Annotated in this window: 14 protein-coding genes and 1 pseudogene; 7 read left to right on the forward strand and 8 right to left on the reverse strand. The window is 61.6% G+C overall.

Going from position 1 to position 16783, the window contains the following annotated elements; translation table 11 throughout:
* The first annotated feature begins 250 nt into the window (after positions 1–250).
* Complete coding sequence (locus MOV74_RS13000) at positions 251–415, forward strand: hypothetical protein (protein WP_246922284.1); 165 nt, start codon at positions 251–253, stop codon at positions 413–415.
* Between the two features lie 29 nt (positions 416–444).
* Here MOV74_RS13000 and MOV74_RS13005 read toward each other — a convergent pair whose 3' ends face one another.
* The 3 genes from MOV74_RS13005 to MOV74_RS13015 form a co-directional block, all read right to left on the reverse strand.
* Entirely contained in the window at positions 445–2139 is a 1695-nt protein-coding gene (locus MOV74_RS13005; protein ID WP_246922286.1) for a PAS-domain containing protein, read from the reverse strand.
* Between the two features lie 125 nt (positions 2140–2264).
* Positions 2265–2795 (reverse strand): gamma carbonic anhydrase family protein, encoded by a 531-nt coding sequence (locus MOV74_RS13010; RefSeq protein WP_246922288.1) that lies wholly within the window; start codon positions 2793–2795, stop codon positions 2265–2267.
* Positions 2796–2880: 85 nt separating this feature from the next.
* Positions 2881–3210 carry a DUF6949 family protein gene (locus MOV74_RS13015; RefSeq protein WP_128920939.1) on the reverse strand — a complete coding sequence of 110 codons (330 nt, stop codon included), beginning with the start codon at positions 3208–3210 and terminating at the stop codon, positions 2881–2883.
* A 223-nt stretch (positions 3211–3433) separates the two neighbouring features.
* On the opposite strand from MOV74_RS13015, the gene MOV74_RS13020 reads away from it, so the two are divergent.
* Together MOV74_RS13020 and MOV74_RS13025 are read left to right on the forward strand one after the other, a co-directional pair.
* Positions 3434–4141 (forward strand): hypothetical protein, encoded by a 708-nt coding sequence (locus MOV74_RS13020; RefSeq protein ID WP_246922291.1) that lies wholly within the window; start codon positions 3434–3436, stop codon positions 4139–4141.
* 331 nt (positions 4142–4472) lie between these two features.
* Positions 4473–6359, forward strand: a complete 1887-nt coding sequence (locus MOV74_RS13025; protein WP_246922294.1) for a caspase family protein — start codon at positions 4473–4475, stop codon at positions 6357–6359.
* A gap of 245 nt (positions 6360–6604) precedes the next feature.
* Here MOV74_RS13025 and MOV74_RS13030 read toward each other — a convergent pair whose 3' ends face one another.
* Both MOV74_RS13030 and cysE read right to left on the reverse strand, forming a co-directional pair.
* Complete coding sequence (locus tag MOV74_RS13030; protein ID WP_007602550.1) at positions 6605–6823, reverse strand: DUF3126 family protein; 219 nt, start codon at positions 6821–6823, stop codon at positions 6605–6607.
* A 135-nt stretch (positions 6824–6958) separates the two neighbouring features.
* Positions 6959–7783 carry a serine O-acetyltransferase gene (cysE, locus tag MOV74_RS13035; protein WP_246922297.1) on the reverse strand — a complete coding sequence of 275 codons (825 nt, stop codon included), beginning with the start codon at positions 7781–7783 and terminating at the stop codon, positions 6959–6961.
* Positions 7784–8074: 291 nt separating this feature from the next.
* Here cysE and MOV74_RS13040 point away from each other — a divergent pair, with 291 nt between their 5' ends.
* Positions 8075–9433, forward strand: coding sequence for a hypothetical protein (locus MOV74_RS13040; RefSeq protein WP_246922300.1), 1359 nt, complete (start codon positions 8075–8077; stop codon positions 9431–9433).
* A 190-nt stretch (positions 9434–9623) separates the two neighbouring features.
* Here MOV74_RS13040 and MOV74_RS13045 read toward each other — a convergent pair whose 3' ends face one another.
* The gene (locus tag MOV74_RS13045; protein WP_246922303.1) at positions 9624–11219 is read right to left on the reverse strand and encodes an OpgC domain-containing protein; all 1596 of its coding nucleotides are present in this window, start codon (positions 11217–11219) and stop codon (positions 9624–9626) included.
* 632 nt (positions 11220–11851) lie between these two features.
* Between MOV74_RS13045 and MOV74_RS13050 the strand changes: the two genes are divergently transcribed.
* The 3 genes from MOV74_RS13050 to MOV74_RS13060 all read left to right on the forward strand — a co-directional run bounded on the left by MOV74_RS13050 (position 11852) and on the right by MOV74_RS13060 (position 15099).
* On the forward strand, positions 11852–12478 hold the full coding sequence (locus MOV74_RS13050; RefSeq protein ID WP_246922306.1) for a hypothetical protein: 627 nt from the start codon (positions 11852–11854) through the stop codon (positions 12476–12478).
* Between the two features lie 1933 nt (positions 12479–14411).
* A complete protein-coding gene (locus tag MOV74_RS13055) occupies positions 14412–14732 on the forward strand; it encodes a hypothetical protein (RefSeq protein ID WP_246922308.1) in 321 nt (106 codons plus the stop codon).
* A gap of 49 nt (positions 14733–14781) precedes the next feature.
* Positions 14782–15099: a hypothetical protein gene (locus tag MOV74_RS13060; protein ID WP_246922311.1), complete on the forward strand. Its 318-nt coding sequence runs from the start codon at positions 14782–14784 to the stop codon at positions 15097–15099.
* A 341-nt stretch (positions 15100–15440) separates the two neighbouring features.
* On the opposite strand, the gene MOV74_RS13065 is transcribed toward MOV74_RS13060, so the two are convergent.
* Positions 15441–16259, reverse strand: coding sequence for a hypothetical protein (locus MOV74_RS13065; RefSeq protein ID WP_246922314.1), 819 nt, complete (start codon positions 16257–16259; stop codon positions 15441–15443).
* Between the two features lie 311 nt (positions 16260–16570).
* A pseudogene (locus tag MOV74_RS13070) lies at positions 16571–16783 on the reverse strand (alpha/beta hydrolase); the annotation flags it as partial.

Consider the following 16783-nt stretch of genomic DNA (forward strand, 5'->3'; position numbering starts at 1 on the left):
GGAGGAGCCGGCGAGTTGGCGACGCCTCCTGTCGACCCCGCAGAGCCTCCGGACGATCCGGCCGAACCGCCGGTCGCCTGCGCGAAGGCGACGGCAGGCACCGCCGCGAGCGCGAAGATCAGGATCATGGTCTTGATTGAGGCGGTTGCGGGCATCGGAAATTCTCCTTTACCGGTCAACCGCCGCCGCGAAGTCCAGTTCCGGAACAAATGCCGTCGCGTCAGCTTGAAAGCCGAGGAGGCAAATCACCATGACCGATCGCGATCCCTTTGCGGAAGGCGAACGCGCCGCGCGCGACAACATTCCGGCTGAGGCCAATCCTTACCTCGACGGCAGCGACGACCATGCCCTGTGGGCCGCCGGCCACGAGAAGGCCGCAGGTGCGATCGAAGCGGCCGAATCCGAGGGGCGCTGACGCGCCGCTCCCGCGGCACGCGCCGATGGCTATGCGGCGGCCACCATCTTCTCGGTCTGGTCCTCGACCATGGTCACGAACATGTGGGACTCTTCGTTGGCACCGCCGATCTGTACCCGGCGGGCCGAGATCACGCGGCGGCCGCGCGCGGGGTTGTCGATGGTGTCGACGATCGGCTCGAGCTGCTGCTTCTGCGCGAGGAGCTGCTGATCGCGCCGCTCGATCAATGCGGCCGCCTCCGCGGAGAATAATTCCCGCGCGGTCTTGCCGATGATCTCGCCGCGCGACATGCCGATCATCTTCTCGGCGGCCTTGTTGACGAAGACGTAGCGCTGGTTGCGCGCATCCTTGGCGATGATGCCCTCGGCCACGTTCTCTATGATGGTGGCGAGGAAGCGCTCCATCCGCTCCAGAATGCGCTCGCGCTGTCGCTGTTCGGTGACGTCCTCCTGCACCGACACCCAGCCGCCGCCGTCCATCGGACGCTCGTAGATCTTGATGATGCGGCCGTCGTTCAACGCGATCTCGTAGGCCGTCGGCTCGCGCCTGGCGATGCGATCGAGAACGGCCGCGACATATTTCGCGACGTCGCCGCTGAACAGTCCGCTGTTGACCCGGTGCCGGAGGATCTCCTCGAGGGACGATCCAGCCTGGATCGTCTCGGGCAGATTGTAGATCTGCCGGTAGTTGGAATTCATCGCAACCACATTGGCCTTGCCGTCGAGCATGACCAGACCTTGCGGCATGCTGTTGATCGCGGCCGAAAGCTGCCACTTCTTGGCCTGGTACTTGTCGTTGAAGTTGTCGCGCTCGGTCCTCGCCGCGTCACGTGCCTGCGCGGTGCCGAGCTCGAGCTCCTCGAGCTCGAAGATGCGCGCCACGGCGTCGCGGAAATTCTGCACGGCGCGCGCAAGTCGTCCGATCTCGTCGTGACGGCGCAAATGCGGCACCTCGCTCTTGACGTCACCTTGCGCGATCCGGTCGGTCGCCTGCGTGATGTCGGCCAGCGCGCCGACGACCGAGCCCCGCATGACGACGACGTTCAGGCCAGCGAAGATCAGTGCCGCGAGCCCGAGCGCGAACAGATAGGCGGCGGCGTAGTGATTCTCATTGGCGAGCTCGTCCGCCTCGCGGGCACGCTGCTGGTAGATGCGCTCGAGCGCCTCGATATCGCTGTTGAGCTTGCTGCGCACCGTCCGATTGGCGTCGTTGTCGCCCCATTCGCGGGCCGCCGCCGAGCTGATCTCCACACCGCGCCGGACCAGCTCCTGGCGGAATTCGATGAACTGCGATATGCGCTGGCGGAATGCAGCGAACTGCTCGGCATCGTCGTCGCTGACGGTCTGCTCCATGTTCTTCACCGCGTCGGCGAGCTCGCGGTTGCGCCGGACCAATCCGTCCGCGAACGGCATCATCGCACGACGATCGGTGGACATGTAGATGCCGCGCGACTCCATGACGATCGCATAGATCAGCGCATTGATGCGTCCGACGTTGATCGCTGCAGCGGCCGAGGACGCATGCATGTGACGATAGGTCGTCTGCAACCGCACCGACTGGACCGACATCACCATGAGGAAGGTGGTGACGATCGCAAGAAAGGCGGCGATGCTGTAGACTTTCTCCGCAACGGTCAGCGTGTCGGTGCCGCGCGCGAAGCGAACGAACTTCTTCAATAGATTGGTTCCGGCGGCGAGGCCGGATGCCGGTGCCGCAGCGTCCATGGCGCAGCTCCCCCCTGGTTGAAACACCCCACGATACCGCTGCGGCGCTAGCGGAGGCTTAAAGTTTCAACCGGTATTTGTACGGCGCGGAACCGAGAGGGCGCGGCCGGGAGACCGCCGATGTGTCAACCGATCCGCTTCAGGCCCTTTGTGAAGCGCGGACCGTTGGCGACGTAGAACTTGGCCGCGCTTCCCATCTTCTGGACCTGGGCGTCGTCGAGCGTGCGGATCACGCGCGCCGGTGAGCCGATGATCAGGGAACGTTCAGGAAATTCCTTGCCCTCGGTGATGACGGAACCGGCACCGACGATGCTGTGGCGGCCAATCCTGGCGCCGTTCATCACGATCGAGCCCATGCCGATCAGGGCGCCCTCCTCGACGGTGCAGCCATGCAGGATGACGTTATGGCCGACCGTGCAGTTCCGGCCGATGACGAGCGGAAAGCCGAGATCGGTGTGGCAGGTCGAGCCGTCCTGCACATTGGCGCCCTCGCCGATCTCGATCCACTCATTGTCGCCGCGCAGCACGGCGCCGAACCAGACGCTCGCACCCGGCTTCAGGCGCACGCGGCCTATCACGGTGGCGGTTTCGGCGATGAAGTAATTGCCGTCGGCGGGAAGGTCGGGCGCCTGCCCGTCGAGCTCGTAGATCGCCATGGGGGTCTCCTGTCACGTCGACCTCAGCCATAGCGAAACGGCGGCGAAGAGGCAAAGGCCGCCCGGTGGACGGTCCTGCCGGGCGTCAGCCCAGGACGCCGGCCGCGCGCAGCGTCATCAGGAAGAAGGTGCCGCTCATCATGCTCCAGAAGCCCGCGATGAGGGTCGCCATCATCACGAACTCGGCACGGCGGCTTTCCACCCGCATGCCGCGGAGCGTGTTGCGCATGATGATGAAGGGCGCGGCGAACACCAGGAACGGCACCGCCGCGAAGGTCTTCGGCGCCACGCCGTCCTGCAACAGGCCGAAGCCCGCGGGGCGCTGCGCCAGCGCCTGGTATCCGTTCACGAGAGCGCCCGCGAGCGCGAAACCAATGCAGATCGAGAAGAAGGTATTGAGAGCTTCAGGTGTCATCGGAACGGTCCGCCCTTACGCAACGCGAGGTGCCTTCCTGTGACAAATAGTGCTGGTTAACGCTACATTATCCTTAAGGGAAGGTTAACAGCGCCGCCCCTCCCGCGCAGGGCCGTCCCCGCTCCCCGCAGCCGGGAACGCTCCGCGAAATCGCTGTCGCGTGTCATATTCGCCGCTGATTCGTCGGCCACCGGCCGACGTCCGGCTCGATTTGCGCTTGCTCATGACGGTGTTTTCGGCAGCTCCCCTTAGGTCCCCCCGTACGCGCACCCGCGCGCACGTCGTCCCGATCGTGCTCGGCGGGATTGCCGCGGCATGCGCGGTCGGGCTCGTCGCCTATCTGCTGTGGCCGACCTGGGGCACCCGCGGCGCGAACGCCCCGGACAAGCTGCCGGTGAGCGTCGGCGGCACGTTGTTCAACCTGCCGACGACCGCGATCCGCATGAAGATCCAGCGGCACTCCGGACCGCAGGAGCGCATTGACCTCGACTTCCTCTATCCCTCGCTGGAACCGCCGGGCACGCCGAAGCACGTCACCGCCGACACGGTGGAAGCCGCGGTGCAATCGATCGACCGCATCTTCCTGTCGATCGCGGCTCATCACGATGCGCTCGCGCCTGAACAGCGGACAGCCACGATCTATCCGCGCTACCTCGACCAGGCCACGGCGATGCCCGTCGACGGCTTGACGATGCGGATGTTCCGCACGGACACCCCTTACGGCAGCGAGGACCTCTATTCCGCTGCAAGCCCGGTGCTGACCGCACGCTGCACCCGCGATGCTGCGACGCCCGGCATGTGTCTCTCGGAGCGCCGCGTCGGCGGCGCCGACCTCACCTTCCGCTTTCCGCGCAGCTGGCTGTCGCAATGGCGTGACGTGGCGGATGCGATGGACAAGCTGACCGCGCAGCTGCGCGGGCCGAAGGGCTGAGCCGGCCGCCTGCTCTGCCGTGAGATCCGCTGGGCTGGTGCCCCCCAAAACAAAAACTGCGAAAACAACCCCATGCACAGTAGCCAAGCATCGGCGGCATTGAGCATTTTCGTATTGAGCATTTTCGTATTTTTCGAACTGTCATTGACCCGCCGGGCAAAATAGGGGCACAATGGCATCATGAGAGAGATCGACTTGAAGGTTGCGCTTCCTTCGACCCGGTACCGGGATTGCCCGGATCGCCGCACCGATGTGTGACTGATATCACCGATCATAGATTGCACTTGGGCATTGTGCGACTAATCTAACGCTATTGCATTCGGGGGCTGGAATGCGGCTTCGGCTGTTGGTTTTATTGATTGTTGCGAGCTGGTTCGGGACCGGCGCTGCGCTGGCCGAGAAGCGTGTCGCGCTCGTCATGGGCAACTCGGCTTACAAGAACGTGGCGAGGCTGGCGAACCCCGCGAACGATGCCGCGCTGGTCGGCGGCATGTTCAGGAAGGCGGGCTTCGACGCCGTCGACATCAAGCTCGACCTGAACGTGGTCGACATGCGCAAGGCGCTGCGCGAATTCGGCGGCAAGGCCCGCGAGGCCGATGTCGCGGTCATCTACTACGCCGGCCACGGCATCGAACTCGACGGCACCAACTATCTGATCCCAACCGATGCCGCCCTGGAGACCGATACCGACGTTCTCGACGAGGCGTTCCCGCTCGACAGGGTGCTGTTTGCCATCGAGCCGGCCAAGCAATTGCGCCTGGTTATCCTGGATGCCTGCCGCGACAACCCGTTCGCCAAGACCATGAAGCGTACGGTTGCCTCGCGTGCGATCGGCCGCGGCCTCGCCAAGGTCGAGCCGACCAGCCCGAACACCATGATTGCCTTCGCGGCCAAGGCGGGCTCGACCGCCTCGGACGGCGATGCCAAGAACAGCCCGTTTGCCACGGCGCTCGTGGAACGTCTGCCGATGCCGGGCCTCGATCTGCGTAAGGCCTTCGGCTTCGTGCGCGACGACGTCCTCAAGACCACAGGCTACAAGCAGGAGCCATATGTGTACGGCTCGCTCGGCGGCGATGACGTGCCGCTGGTTGCATCCAAGCCTGTCGCGGCCGGACCGCAGGCCAACCCGGATGCCGAAATCCGGCGCGACTACGAACTGGCGCTTCAGCTGGGCACGCGTGACGGATGGACAGCCTTCCTGAACCGCTTTCCAAGCGGGTTCTACGCCGATCTCGCCAAAGGCCAGCTGAACAAGATCGCCGCCGAAGAAACGCGCGCGGCCGCCGCGGAAAAGGCCAGGCAGGCCGAAGACGAGAAGTCTCGGCTCGCGGCCGAGCGGGCCAAGAAAGCCGAGCAGGAGAAAGCGGCTGCGGCCGCCAAGGCCGCTGAGGACGCCAAGAAAACGGCGGAGAAGGCTAAGGAGATCGAGGAGGCCAAGGTGACCGCCGCCGAGCAGCGACGGAAGGACGCCGAAGCCGCAGTGGCCAAGGCGCTGGCCGACAAGCAGGCCGCAGAGAAGGCGCTCGCCGACAGGCTGGCAAATGACGCCAAGCAGGCTGCCGAAGAGCGAACCACAGAGAAGCAGCAGGTTACCGACACCACGAAGGTTGCGGCTGTCGCACCAACCTCGACGCCGCCGAGCCTGTCGCCGCAAGAGACGGCAAAGCTGATTCAGTCGGAGTTGCGCCGCGTCGGCTGTCTGGCGGTCGCTGCCGACGGCGACTGGAACGCGTCATCGCAACGCTCGCTGACATTGTTCAACAAGTATGCGGGAACGAAGTTCGATGCCAAGCAGGCGAGCTTCGACGCGCTCGACGCCATCAAAGCCAAGCCAGGCCGGGTCTGCCCCTTGGTGTGCGATCGCGGCTTCAAGGCCGATGGCGATGCTTGCGTGAAGATCACCTGCCGTACAGGCTATCGCGTCAATGACGATAACGGGTGCGAGAAAGTACAGGACAAGAAGTCGATTGCTACGCGCGAGAAACGACCGGCGACCAACGACGAGAAATCCTTGCAAGGCAAGCCCCAACGCGCAGGCGGCGCCGTCGTGCCCATTGAAGGTAGCGGCGCGGTTGCCGCAGCCGCGGGCGGCGGGTGCAATTACGATGCGTGCATAGCTAGATGCTATCGAAATTCCGGTCCGGGTGCGTCCACTTGCGCGCCTTATTGCGGCGGAGTTCTGAAAAATTTCGCGCAAACGGGCAAATGCGTTCCTTGAGGCCGGGCGGCGTTGCGGGACCATTGGATCCCGTAGCAGCCAACCGTGCCAACGCGACAACGACGTGTTGCGGATGTTCGCGACAGGCGGGCGCCCGGGCGTGGCGGCGGTGGCAGTAGCCGACCAGATCAGCCGAACTTCCGTGCGCGGTAAAAGCTCGGCGTCGTCCCGACGGCCTTGCGGAAGGCGCTGTTGAAATTTGTCGAGCCGGAACGGGGCCGCAGCACCGCACCGGCACGCATCGTCTATTCCTGATCGACGAGATCGTCCTCGAGGATCGCCATCTGGAACTGGAACGAGCGATCGTCGTCCTCGTCGTCGACGAACAGCACGCCGATGAACTCCTCGCCGATATAGACCTCGGCGGAATCGTCCTTCTTCGGCCGCGGCACGACGCGAATCTTGGGATTGCCGAATACGCGCTTCAGATATGCGTCCAGCTTTCTGACTTCTTTGACGTCCACGGCAAGTCTCCGATCGAAAAAATGGTCGGCGGGTTTTAGGACGAGACGCGACGAACCGCCAGCATCAATTGCCAAAGAATTTAGGGATCAAAAGGGCCGGAAAATCCGGCCCCTTTTCAAGGTCAAAGCCGGGTCTCAAAGCCCCATCGCGTTGATCATCTGATCCATGGTGCGCGACGGCTCGGCGCAGCCGGCCTCACCGACGATCTTGGCGGGCACGCCCGCGACCGTGACGTTGTGCGGCACGGGCTTGACCACCACCGAGCCGGCGGCGATGCGCGCGCAATGGCCGACCTCGATGTTGCCGAGGATCTTCGCGCCGGCGCCGATCAGGACGCCATGGCGGATCTTCGGATGACGGTCCTCGTTCTCCTTGCCGGTGCCGCCGAGCGTGACGCCGTGCAGGATCGAGACATCGTCCTCGATGATGGCGGTCTCGCCGCAGACGAAGCCGGTGGCGTGGTCGAGGAAGATGCCGCGCCCGATGCGCGCGGCGGGATTGATGTCGGTCTGGAACACCGCGGAGGCGCGGCTCTGGAGATAATACGCAAAATCCTTGCGGCCCTTCAGATAGAGCCAGTGCGCGAGGCGATGGGTCTGGATCGCGTGAAAGCCCTTGAAGTAGAGCAAGGGATCGATGAAGCGCGAGGTCGCCGGATCGCGGTCATAGACGGCAACGAGATCGGCACGAAAGGCATTCCCGAGATCGGGATCGTCGCGCAACGCCTCGCCATAGGTATGGCGCACGAGGTCGCCCGACAGGGCCGAGTGATCGAGCCGTTCGGCGACGCGGTGGACCACCGAGTCCTCCAGGCGGCCGTGATGCAGCACCGCCGAATAGATGAAGGTCGCAAGCTCCGGCTCGCGACGCACGATGTCCTCCGCTTCGCCCCGAATCCGGTCCCATATCGGATCGAGCGATGCGAGCTTTCCTCCCGGATTGACCTGATGCACTGCCATGGATTTGCTCTCTGGGATTTGCTCTTTCGAATGGGCCCGCTTTACCGGCTCTATAGCATAGTCTAGGCGACAAAGTCCCGACGGGCTTGCCTGAGAGTGAACAGCATCCTGCCCCGCGAAGGCATGCCAAGATATTGAAACACAACAGTTTCTTCTGATGCCCTCCAAGCGGCAGGTCGGCTCAAAGTGGTCAGAGTTTTGCCAAATTCAAGCCGGGCGGCGTCAAACTATTGGTGAATTCTCTGCCGACCGTTATTGCGGGCATGGTCGCATGCGAGGACGGGAGCAGATTTGAGCATCACCACCGATCAATTGCGCGCGCGCGCCGCTGATACGTTATGGCTGCGCCTGGCGGCGGTGGCCCTGCCCCTTCTGATGATCGCGCCGGCGTTCTGGAACGGCTATCCCCTGTTGCAATGGGATACCGGCGGCTATCTGGCGCGCTGGTACGAGGGCTATCTCGTCCCCAGCCGCTCCACGGTGTTCGGTCTCTATCTGCACTATGGCGAGAGTTTTGGTTTCTGGATCAACCTCGCGGTCCAGTCGCTGGCGGCGCTGTGGCTGTTGCAGCTCACCCTTCGCGTGCTCTCGATGATGCAGACCTTCCGCTTCGTCGCGATCTGCCTTGGCCTGGTCCTATCGACCGCGCTACCCTGGCTTGCCAGCATGCTGCTCACCGACATCTTCGCCGGACTCTCGATCCTGTCGCTGTTCCTGCTGGTCGTCGGCGGACAACGGACATCGACGCTGGAAAAGATCGCGCTGTTCGTCTTCACCGCCTTTGCCGCCGCGACTCACAGCGCCACGCTCGGCGTGCTGCTCGGTCTTTGCGCCGTGGGCTGGACGGCGCGGCCGTTCCTGGGCGCGCGCCTTCCGCTGGCCGGATTGGCGCAGGCGAGCCTCACCATCGTCGTGGGCGGCGTGATGCTGGTCTCGGCGAATTATGCGCTGTCCGGCAAGGTTGCCTGGACGCCCGGCGGCTACGGCGTCGCCTTCGGCCGCATGATGCAGGACGGCATCGTCGCGCGCTACCTTAGCGATCATTGCCCGCGCGAGCGCTACAAGCTCTGCCCGTATCGCAATGAGCTGCCGGCGACCGCCGACGAATTCCTGTGGGGCAAGAGCATGTTCAACACGCTCGGCCGCTTCGACGGCATGAACGAGGAGATGGGCTACATCGTCTTGCAGTCGCTTAGGGATTATCCGGCCTGGCAGGCCGGCGCGGCGTTCCGGGCGATGGGCCAGCAATTGCTGCATGTGGCGACCGGCGAAGGCACCAATGGCTGGATTCCGCACACCCGCGGCATCATCGAGCGCTACATCCCCGCACAGGCCGCGCCGATGCGCGCGGCGCGGCAGCAGAATTGGCAGCTCGACTTCACCGCGATCAACTGGCTGCACGTGCCGGTGGCGCTCGCCTCGATGCTGGCGCTGCTCGCACTGCTCGGCAACGGACTCGCGAACCGCCGGCTCGACGACCTGACATTGCTCGCGGCGACCGTGACGCTGGCGCTGCTCGGCAACGCCTTCATCTGCGCCGTCATCTCCGGGCCGCACGACCGCTACGGCGCGCGGATGGCATGGGTTGCGACCTTCGTGGTGCTGACGGCGCTAGCGCGGCGGTTTGGCGACGACGTCAAGGCGCGGTGAGATTGGGTGAAGAGTCGTCGCGCTTGGCTTCGTGCGAGCAGCGATCGCTTTCATCGAAAATGAACACCACGAGGACTTGGCGTTCAACAGCCTATCCGCGTCGTAAGATAGCCGATTCGCGGAGTGGTTCGATCACCACGATACGGTAGTGGTTCCACCGCAGCAATCCCACTTTGCATCTCGCGCGACATCAACCGTTTGGTCGCCGGACCGGAGATGCGTTACAGGGTGCATCCTCTGCAATGAAGTCGGAAGTCAGGAGCGGTTGTCGTTGCCTTGATTTGCTCCTAATCGAGCTGAGCATCGTCGCGGCCGTAATCAGCACCAGGATGCCGAAGAAACTAAGTGCGATCTGCATTGCAAGCTCATCTGAGATTTTGACCAGCGCTATGTGGCTGGCAAGAGCGAGCAGAACGCCGAGGCAATAGATTGCCAGGGGGTTCTCGCCGCAGCGGATCGCCCCGCGCATCACCGGCGTCGACAGCCCTCGCCAATTGCGAGGCACGAGCCATACCGCCAACATCGCAAGGGCAATAAAATGCAGCAATCGCAAAGGATGGAGGTCCGATTTGCCCTCCAGATAAGGCAACTTCGCCAGGATCTGTGGGACAAGCACCTCCGGTGGCCTGATGCTCCAACCCAATGCGATAGTCAGGCTGAAAGCCAGATAGAAAACGGCAAGTCCAAGCGCCAAGCGTGAGCTCAACCGCGGCCAGAACTTCTTGCCCTCCGTGACACACCACGCACCAAGCACAACCAGCAACTGCCAAGCAAGCGGATTGAAGAACCAAGTGTTGTTCGGCCACGCCGGAACGGTCCAGCCGAAAAGATGCACCGACGCATAAAGCAAGAGCGAGGCGCCGAGTGCCACGTTCGGCACTCGGAGCATCAGCCACAGCAGTGGCGCGAACAAAAGATGGAAAATCACGAAGAGAGGCAAGACGTCGGTGTTGACAGGACGGTATTGCAGGATCGCCGCTTGCGCGAACGTCGCTCCCGGATGTTCCAAGAGAATGCGCGTGTTGGTCTCGTCGGCAAGCCGGCCGCCGCCTGCGAGGTAAACCATCACGGCGCAAGCAAGAATGAGCAGCAGAAAAGCGGCGTAAATGTCCCAGCTACGTTGCAGCGTACGGCCGAGCACGCCCGTCCATCCGCCGCGCTCGTGCGCCTTGCCGTACGCGATCGCGCAGGTCACACCCGAGGCGAACATGAACACTTCCGCGCTATCGCTGAAGCCGTAATTCCGCAGCGTCAGCCAGCTTCCGATGTTGTTGGGGATATGGTTCAGAAAGATGCACCAGAGCGCGATGCCGCGGCAAACATCGATCCGTAGGTCGCGGCCGGGCACTTTCAGCTCCGGAAGCGCGCTCGTCCTTGGCTTCGCAGGTGTCGCGAGCAACTCAGGTTCGAGGTGCAGAAGCCGACCGAGCAACACCTTGGCACCGGGTTCAATCTCCGCCGGGGTTCGGCGAAAGTCAGTGTTCGGCGCGGCGCTATCGCGATGCTTGTCGAGGTCGACAGGCGCATCACGCCATCGCATCGGCTCCCAGCCATCCGAAAGATCAACCGAACTGATCGTCACCATCTCGACTGAAGGGCTGCGGGATGGCGGCGCAGGCACCTTCATCATGGTGGCGACGGGCCGAAAGGACGGAAACGACAAGCCTTCCGTCGACTCTTCTTCGGTAATAACCTCATATGAGCCGGCCGGTAATAGTCGTTCAGCGCTTGCGATCCGGAAGTGCTTGAACACTACCGTTTCGCTCCCCGATCGGGTCATCACCATGATCATTCTCGCAGATTGGCCGCGAGGTGCCGCCGTAACCACTAGCACAGGGACGATGTCGCCGGGTGCAAGCGACGCCATTCAGCTCTTCGGGCAAATGCGTTCCGATTGAAAACTCAATTCGCCTCCACAGTGAGTGGAGAGTGCTGAAGCTATTTTTCTTTTTCTACGCTTCGTCCCGCTGGAGTACAGCTCCGCGCCAGCGTCACAATCGAACACTCGCAACGGTGCGCTCTTTGTGCCCGAATAGCAATCTGTTTCTTTTATTCGGGTCATCGACCAAACCCAGCCCTGACCTCGCAGCCCCCATTACTGATTCCAATCGGCTCTGGCTCTCCAAGGCGCATGCTGTTGGGCTCGTGAGCATCATGCCGACCTCAGACTGATCGACGAGAGGTTGGCGCGAACTGACGTCTTGCAAGTTGGCATACGACCTCGATGGGTATCGCAATGAAATTTGCCCCGATGCGGAAGTTATTCATTAGGCGCTCGAACGGAAACGGCGTAGCTTGTTGGCTTGGCCGAGCGGATTGTTTGTCCGAGAGAGCTGCCCCAAAACGGCGACGCACCGAAGTCGCCGCTTCCACCAAATGGCAGCCCAGTGCCGTCGGTAGGCACACGTCATCCTGAACATGAACTTCAAATCGCATCACGATGCGCTCGGTGGTGCCTGCGTGCGTTGGGCGACCAATTTGAAAGTAAGAAAGGAGAATATCATGAGAATGAGCGTTGCAGTTGTTGTTAGCGCTTTGTCGTTTGGGGAGAGAAAGTTGGCGAAGTACGCTCGCGTCGCCGCGACGTGGCTCGCCCGCTCCGTGCTGATCAAATTGGCGCACATTCTTGAAAGAATCGGACTTGCCATGGTCGGGGCCGCGGGCGGTCTGTACGTGGCCGTAGGAATGATGCGCATGGAAAATGATTTTTTTCGAAACGAATGGATCGTCTTGTTGATGATGCTTTACGGGGCCTTTGCCTTCTTCGTGGGCATCGATCTGCCTAGCCGTCTTGCGCAGACAGTAAAAGCCACCAGACCGGGAGAATGGAGCTTTGGCACCGACGCGGCGGCGATAGCTAGCGGAGCCGGAACTTTCTTTGCCGCGACAGCGGTGTTTCTCTCCGTTGGCATCATTGTCTTTGACCACATCATGCGGGATGGATTCAGCGTTATGGTGGCATGCTGTTGGGCGATAGGCACTTCGTTTCAAATTGCTGCCGGCGCCATGGGCCGCAGCAAAGTCATCGTCGAGGATGGTCAGTGAGGACCAAGATGTGGGGTAAAGATAAATCAATGTCCCTTTGGACGCCCGAGAAGCTAGGCGAGAAAGCCAGGGCAGACGCTGAGAACGACAACTACAATCCACCACATTCATGGTGGCCCGGCCGATACAGCGTTGGTACCGAAGCCCGAGACAAGTACGACAGAGCTTTTAATCTTCATCACAGCGACAAGGACGAGTGCTAGGCCACCTCAGGCGGCCTCTTTCATTCGGCCGGCAAGCTGAAATGCTGTCAGAGAGATGAAGGCGCAGGGAATGGCCGACAAGGTGGACGGGTCTAATCTCCGGTACAGCATCGGGGTTGTAGCCGTACTTAAACGACGCTCGTCCAGAACGGACCTCAGTCCCATTATAGTAGCCCGAGATCCTCAAATGAGCTCTCTCAGCGGCGCATTTAAGCCGCCGTCGACCTCGCATTGCAGCCCTCACCGAAGTGCGAATTGCAGCCGTCGCTGCGACGGCGGCTAACTTAAGAACTCAGTTGGACGATTGAATCAGCTGCGCGATCAGATCAGAGTATCTAGGCTGAGATTGCGGGCGGCGACTATTGGCGGACGAGGACGCGAAGCGATCCGCTCGGGTCGAGGCGACCGAAGGAAATGACCTCTCCGTTGCACCAGGGTGGCTACCTAACTATACGTAGTCATTCGTTTTTTGATGCAGCGGTCACAATAGTTAACTAACGTGGTTCTATCGTCGGCCCATCTTCGGCAGCTATCCGACGACTGTGAGCAGAAGACTCGCGCCTTTTCAGCGTGAGTAGCCATGCCAAAAAACTCTCTCCGCCCGATCTGCCCGAACTGCGGTAAGCCGATGCACTTCGTGATCGTCAAGACAGGCGGTCGTAAGTTTTGGTGTATCAAGTGCGACGACATTGATCCAATGCAGGTCCCGGAGTTTCAAGCCTGGACCAACAGCGAATTGCGCCCGCCGAAAACGAAATGAAGGGCACCTCGTACAACATCAGGGTATAGAATACACCATAGTCCAAACGGCCAGTCCTTTCGGCACGATCGGCGCCATGGGACTGCGCAGCAGGGTCTCATTCTTCCGGTGTGAACACTGCCTGTGAAGTCGAGAACGAGTAAGGTCGCTTCACGGCTCACGTGGTCTGCTTTAGTGTGCGATTTTGCTCAGACCTCACGCTAGGGATGTGCAATTTGTGTCAGCACCGGGGTTTTGCTCACCTTCCCGGGGCTGGTCAGCCGCCGCCTGCGCTTTATTTAAGCGGGCGACGTTTTTGCTCGAGATGGAAGGCCATTGGACGCGACGTTTAGCGGCTGATCGTGATTTCCATGTGGCTTTCTAGGAACGCCGCTGGAAGAGCGGCTTTAAGCTTAATCACCTTTTCGGATCCCTGGGCTACTATCGGTGACTGAGAGCTGTTGCTCCCGCCTCCAAGCCGCGGGATGCACATGTGCGACAAGTGCGACCAGATAGACAACAAGATTGAGCAGCTCCGCGTGTTGATATCACCGGGAATGGACGCGCTTAGCCTAGCGATGATCCGATGCGCCGTCGAATTGCTAGAGGCTGATAAGGCGGCCTTTAAGTGTCACGGGAGCGCGCACATCAGCTCGCAATCTTAGTCGATGTCGCCTGTTGGCCCTTAATCGAAACATGCTGACCCTATTGTTGCGCCCGCTATCGGCGGCAAACCAGACGCGGGGCCGCGCCCACATCGATCGCCGCTTGTGACCCTCACCGGGCACTCCAACATCGGCACCCCTGGAAGGGAGCGACCGATCGAGAATAGATCAGACTCATCTCTCGGCCTGTGCTATCGAAGCCAATGAGAGCAATTTCAGTCACGAGTTTGGTCCTGATCTGGGCCACGTCGGCAGCGGCCCAAACGGCCGCGCGACAACAGGTCCAGCACGGCCTGGTCTCACGGCAGGCTACTGCAGGAATGACAATGAGCTTCTCGTTTCTCAACTCAAGGCCCTGCATTAGCCTCTTCGACAATCCAGAAATCCGACTAAAGGACGTTCCGCAAGGAGCGGCTTCAATCCTCGTGCAGCTGACCCAAGCTGACCAAGAATACGGCGGCCAGGAAGTTCCCCTGCCAAAGAATGGCATCCTTCCGGCTGGCGCTCTTCGCACGTTCGGGCCTTGCAACCCCGGTGTTTACCAATATGAGGTGACGGTTAAGTCGGCTGCGGGCGAAGTACTGGGAAGGGCGCAGCAATCGCATACGTTCCCGGACGATGGCGGGTCCAAAGCGCCGCCGAACTAGCTACCCTGAAATGAGAGAACGATTGGCCTGCTAGCTCGACGCGGAGCTGATGAGGCCGGTCGCCGCCATCGGCATCGTGAAGGGCAAGCCGTTCGCGCCCGACGCGAGCATAAAGAAGATCATGACCGAGGCGCTCGCACTCGCCAATGCGACCTCGCGCGCCCTGTTCATGGTCCCACGCGGCCCAAGCTGGTTCTATTTTCCTAACTCGTCATGGTTCAACTTCCTGTTCGTGAGCGGCTACGAGTTCGAGACGCGAATCCGGAGATCACACGTGAGGGAGCAAGCCATTCCCCGTTACGGCTACCGGACCTTGGATGCGCGCACCATTTCTTCTACGGCGTCACCGGCATCACGCCCGCGATAGCGAGGCGCCTGCCCGGCATCGGGCCGCAATATCTGCTGGCAATGACCGATGCGGGGAGGAATTAATTGGAAGGCACCAAAACCTGCAAGGTGATTGCCCAAGGACATTCCGGAAGAGAACTTCTGGTCGTTCACCGTGTACGACAACATGACGCGCTCGACGCTCGACACGCCTTAGCGCTATCCACGCGCCGGCAGCCAGAGCTACCCGTCGCCGCCTGCGGCGCTCGGGCCAACGCCCGCAAGTGACCCCGTAGCGGACGGCGCAAGCGAGTAGCTTTTGTGAGCGAGCGTGACTCGCTTGCATCACGCTGTGAGGCTTGAACGCTGCTCGCAGCCACTTCAATTCGTCGTGGTCTTGCCGCCGCGCATGGACACGAGCTTTTCCTCACGAAATCGGAGAATGAACCATGCGGTCTCATCGAAACCGTCTGCGAGCTTTCCTTCGTGAGAATACACCATCTGAGCAGCTTCCGACTTCGACGGCGGTCCCAGCGCCGTGACTACCTCCAAACGCGACATACCCAAATGCAGCTTGCCGTCGAAGACGAGGGGCGCGAACTTTTCCGGGATGATGGCGCAATCGGTCGAGGTCTTGGTGTCTTTCTCGGTGAGCTCTTCCACGATCTCTGTGACGAGATGGTCCGGGCCGCCCATCTCTCCGCTGGACACGACCCATAATCGATGCTGCGCGCGCCCATAACACAGCCAATAGATGCTACCTCCAGCGTCGCCCTGGTGTTGGATGGTCCCTTCACCCACGGCTTCGCGGACTGCGCCGAGCGGCGTCTCCTCGAAGCGGCCGACGAATGCGCCTAGCGAAAAGCGGGTCGCCAATCTCTTCACGACCGTCGGCTGCACGCGCTCGAACGCATGTTCGTCGACTGGCGGCGGCGGTGTCTGCGCGGAGCAGTCGTCCGCGGGGATCGCGAAAAGGAGAAGCAGCAAGAAGAGCGTCTTTAGACCATCAACTCCGAATTGCCCTACATTGGAGATTGAGCGCTTCTGGAATAGCCCCATTCCTTTGGCAAGGATGGCGTCAACATCGAGGTCTTTGATGCGGCCAGCCGCTCTGTCGGCCAGTCGTTTATATACTTCTCGCCCCAGCAGGTCGCGCTCAGGCGTCGAGAGTGCGGGCGTCAGCTTCTGGGTCTCGGACACGTCAATCTCTCCCCTGCGATGAAGAAAGGCACAACATATCATAGCTGACGTGTGGAGGAGCCTCCCTCACCCCACCGCCTTCACTTGGCTTTGGTCGGCCCACGTGCTGCATATTCGAGCAACGCCGCGATTTGTGGGAGCGAATGACTTGGGAGATGTTTCCCAGGGACGACCAGCAAGGGCAATTTTGTGCAGCAACGATTGCTGATGACGATCGTGGTGCTTCCAATGATAGCATTCGCGGTCCACACACTTCTCGAAAGACTGGCCACATAGCTGTCGCGAGATGTCTGCTTGTGGCTCTTTGTGCCTCACCGCCGCCGTGACAAGAAATCTAGCACGCCAGTCTTGTAGACCTTGTCGCCGACCGCGCGCATGTGGTCGCGGTTCGGAATATCGAGCACTTCAGAGCCGGGAATGATGGCGCCGAGCGCGCTGGCGGAGCCGGCCACGTCGTCGGCGCTGCCGACCGCGATCAGCACGGGCACGTCGATGCGCGCGGCTTCCTCCCGCGTCATGAGATC

The sequence above is a fragment of the Bradyrhizobium sp. SHOUNA76 genome (assembly GCF_023006445.1).
Lineage (GTDB): Bacteria > Pseudomonadota > Alphaproteobacteria > Rhizobiales > Xanthobacteraceae > Bradyrhizobium.

Excerpts from the sequence above, each read along its gene's own strand:
- MOV74_RS13000 (WP_246922284.1), top strand. The coding sequence starts at position 251 with ATGACCGATCGCGATCCCTTTGCGGAAGGCGAACGCGCCGCGCGCGAC.
- MOV74_RS13005 (WP_246922286.1), bottom strand. The coding sequence starts at position 2,139 with ATGGACGCTGCGGCACCGGCATCCGGCCTCGCCGCCGGAACCAATCTA.
- MOV74_RS13010 (WP_246922288.1), bottom strand. The coding sequence starts at position 2,795 with ATGGCGATCTACGAGCTCGACGGGCAGGCGCCCGACCTTCCCGCCGAC.
- MOV74_RS13015 (WP_128920939.1), bottom strand. The coding sequence starts at position 3,210 with ATGACACCTGAAGCTCTCAATACCTTCTTCTCGATCTGCATTGGTTTC.
- MOV74_RS13020 (WP_246922291.1), top strand. The coding sequence starts at position 3,434 with ATGACGGTGTTTTCGGCAGCTCCCCTTAGGTCCCCCCGTACGCGCACC.
- MOV74_RS13025 (WP_246922294.1), top strand. The coding sequence starts at position 4,473 with ATGCGGCTTCGGCTGTTGGTTTTATTGATTGTTGCGAGCTGGTTCGGG.
- cysE (WP_246922297.1), bottom strand. The coding sequence starts at position 7,783 with ATGGCAGTGCATCAGGTCAATCCGGGAGGAAAGCTCGCATCGCTCGAT.
- MOV74_RS13045 (WP_246922303.1), bottom strand. The coding sequence starts at position 11,219 with ATGGTGATGACCCGATCGGGGAGCGAAACGGTAGTGTTCAAGCACTTC.
- MOV74_RS13050 (WP_246922306.1), top strand. The coding sequence starts at position 11,852 with ATGAACTTCAAATCGCATCACGATGCGCTCGGTGGTGCCTGCGTGCGT.
- MOV74_RS13055 (WP_246922308.1), top strand. The coding sequence starts at position 14,412 with ATGAGCTTCTCGTTTCTCAACTCAAGGCCCTGCATTAGCCTCTTCGAC.
- MOV74_RS13060 (WP_246922311.1), top strand. The coding sequence starts at position 14,782 with ATGAGGCCGGTCGCCGCCATCGGCATCGTGAAGGGCAAGCCGTTCGCG.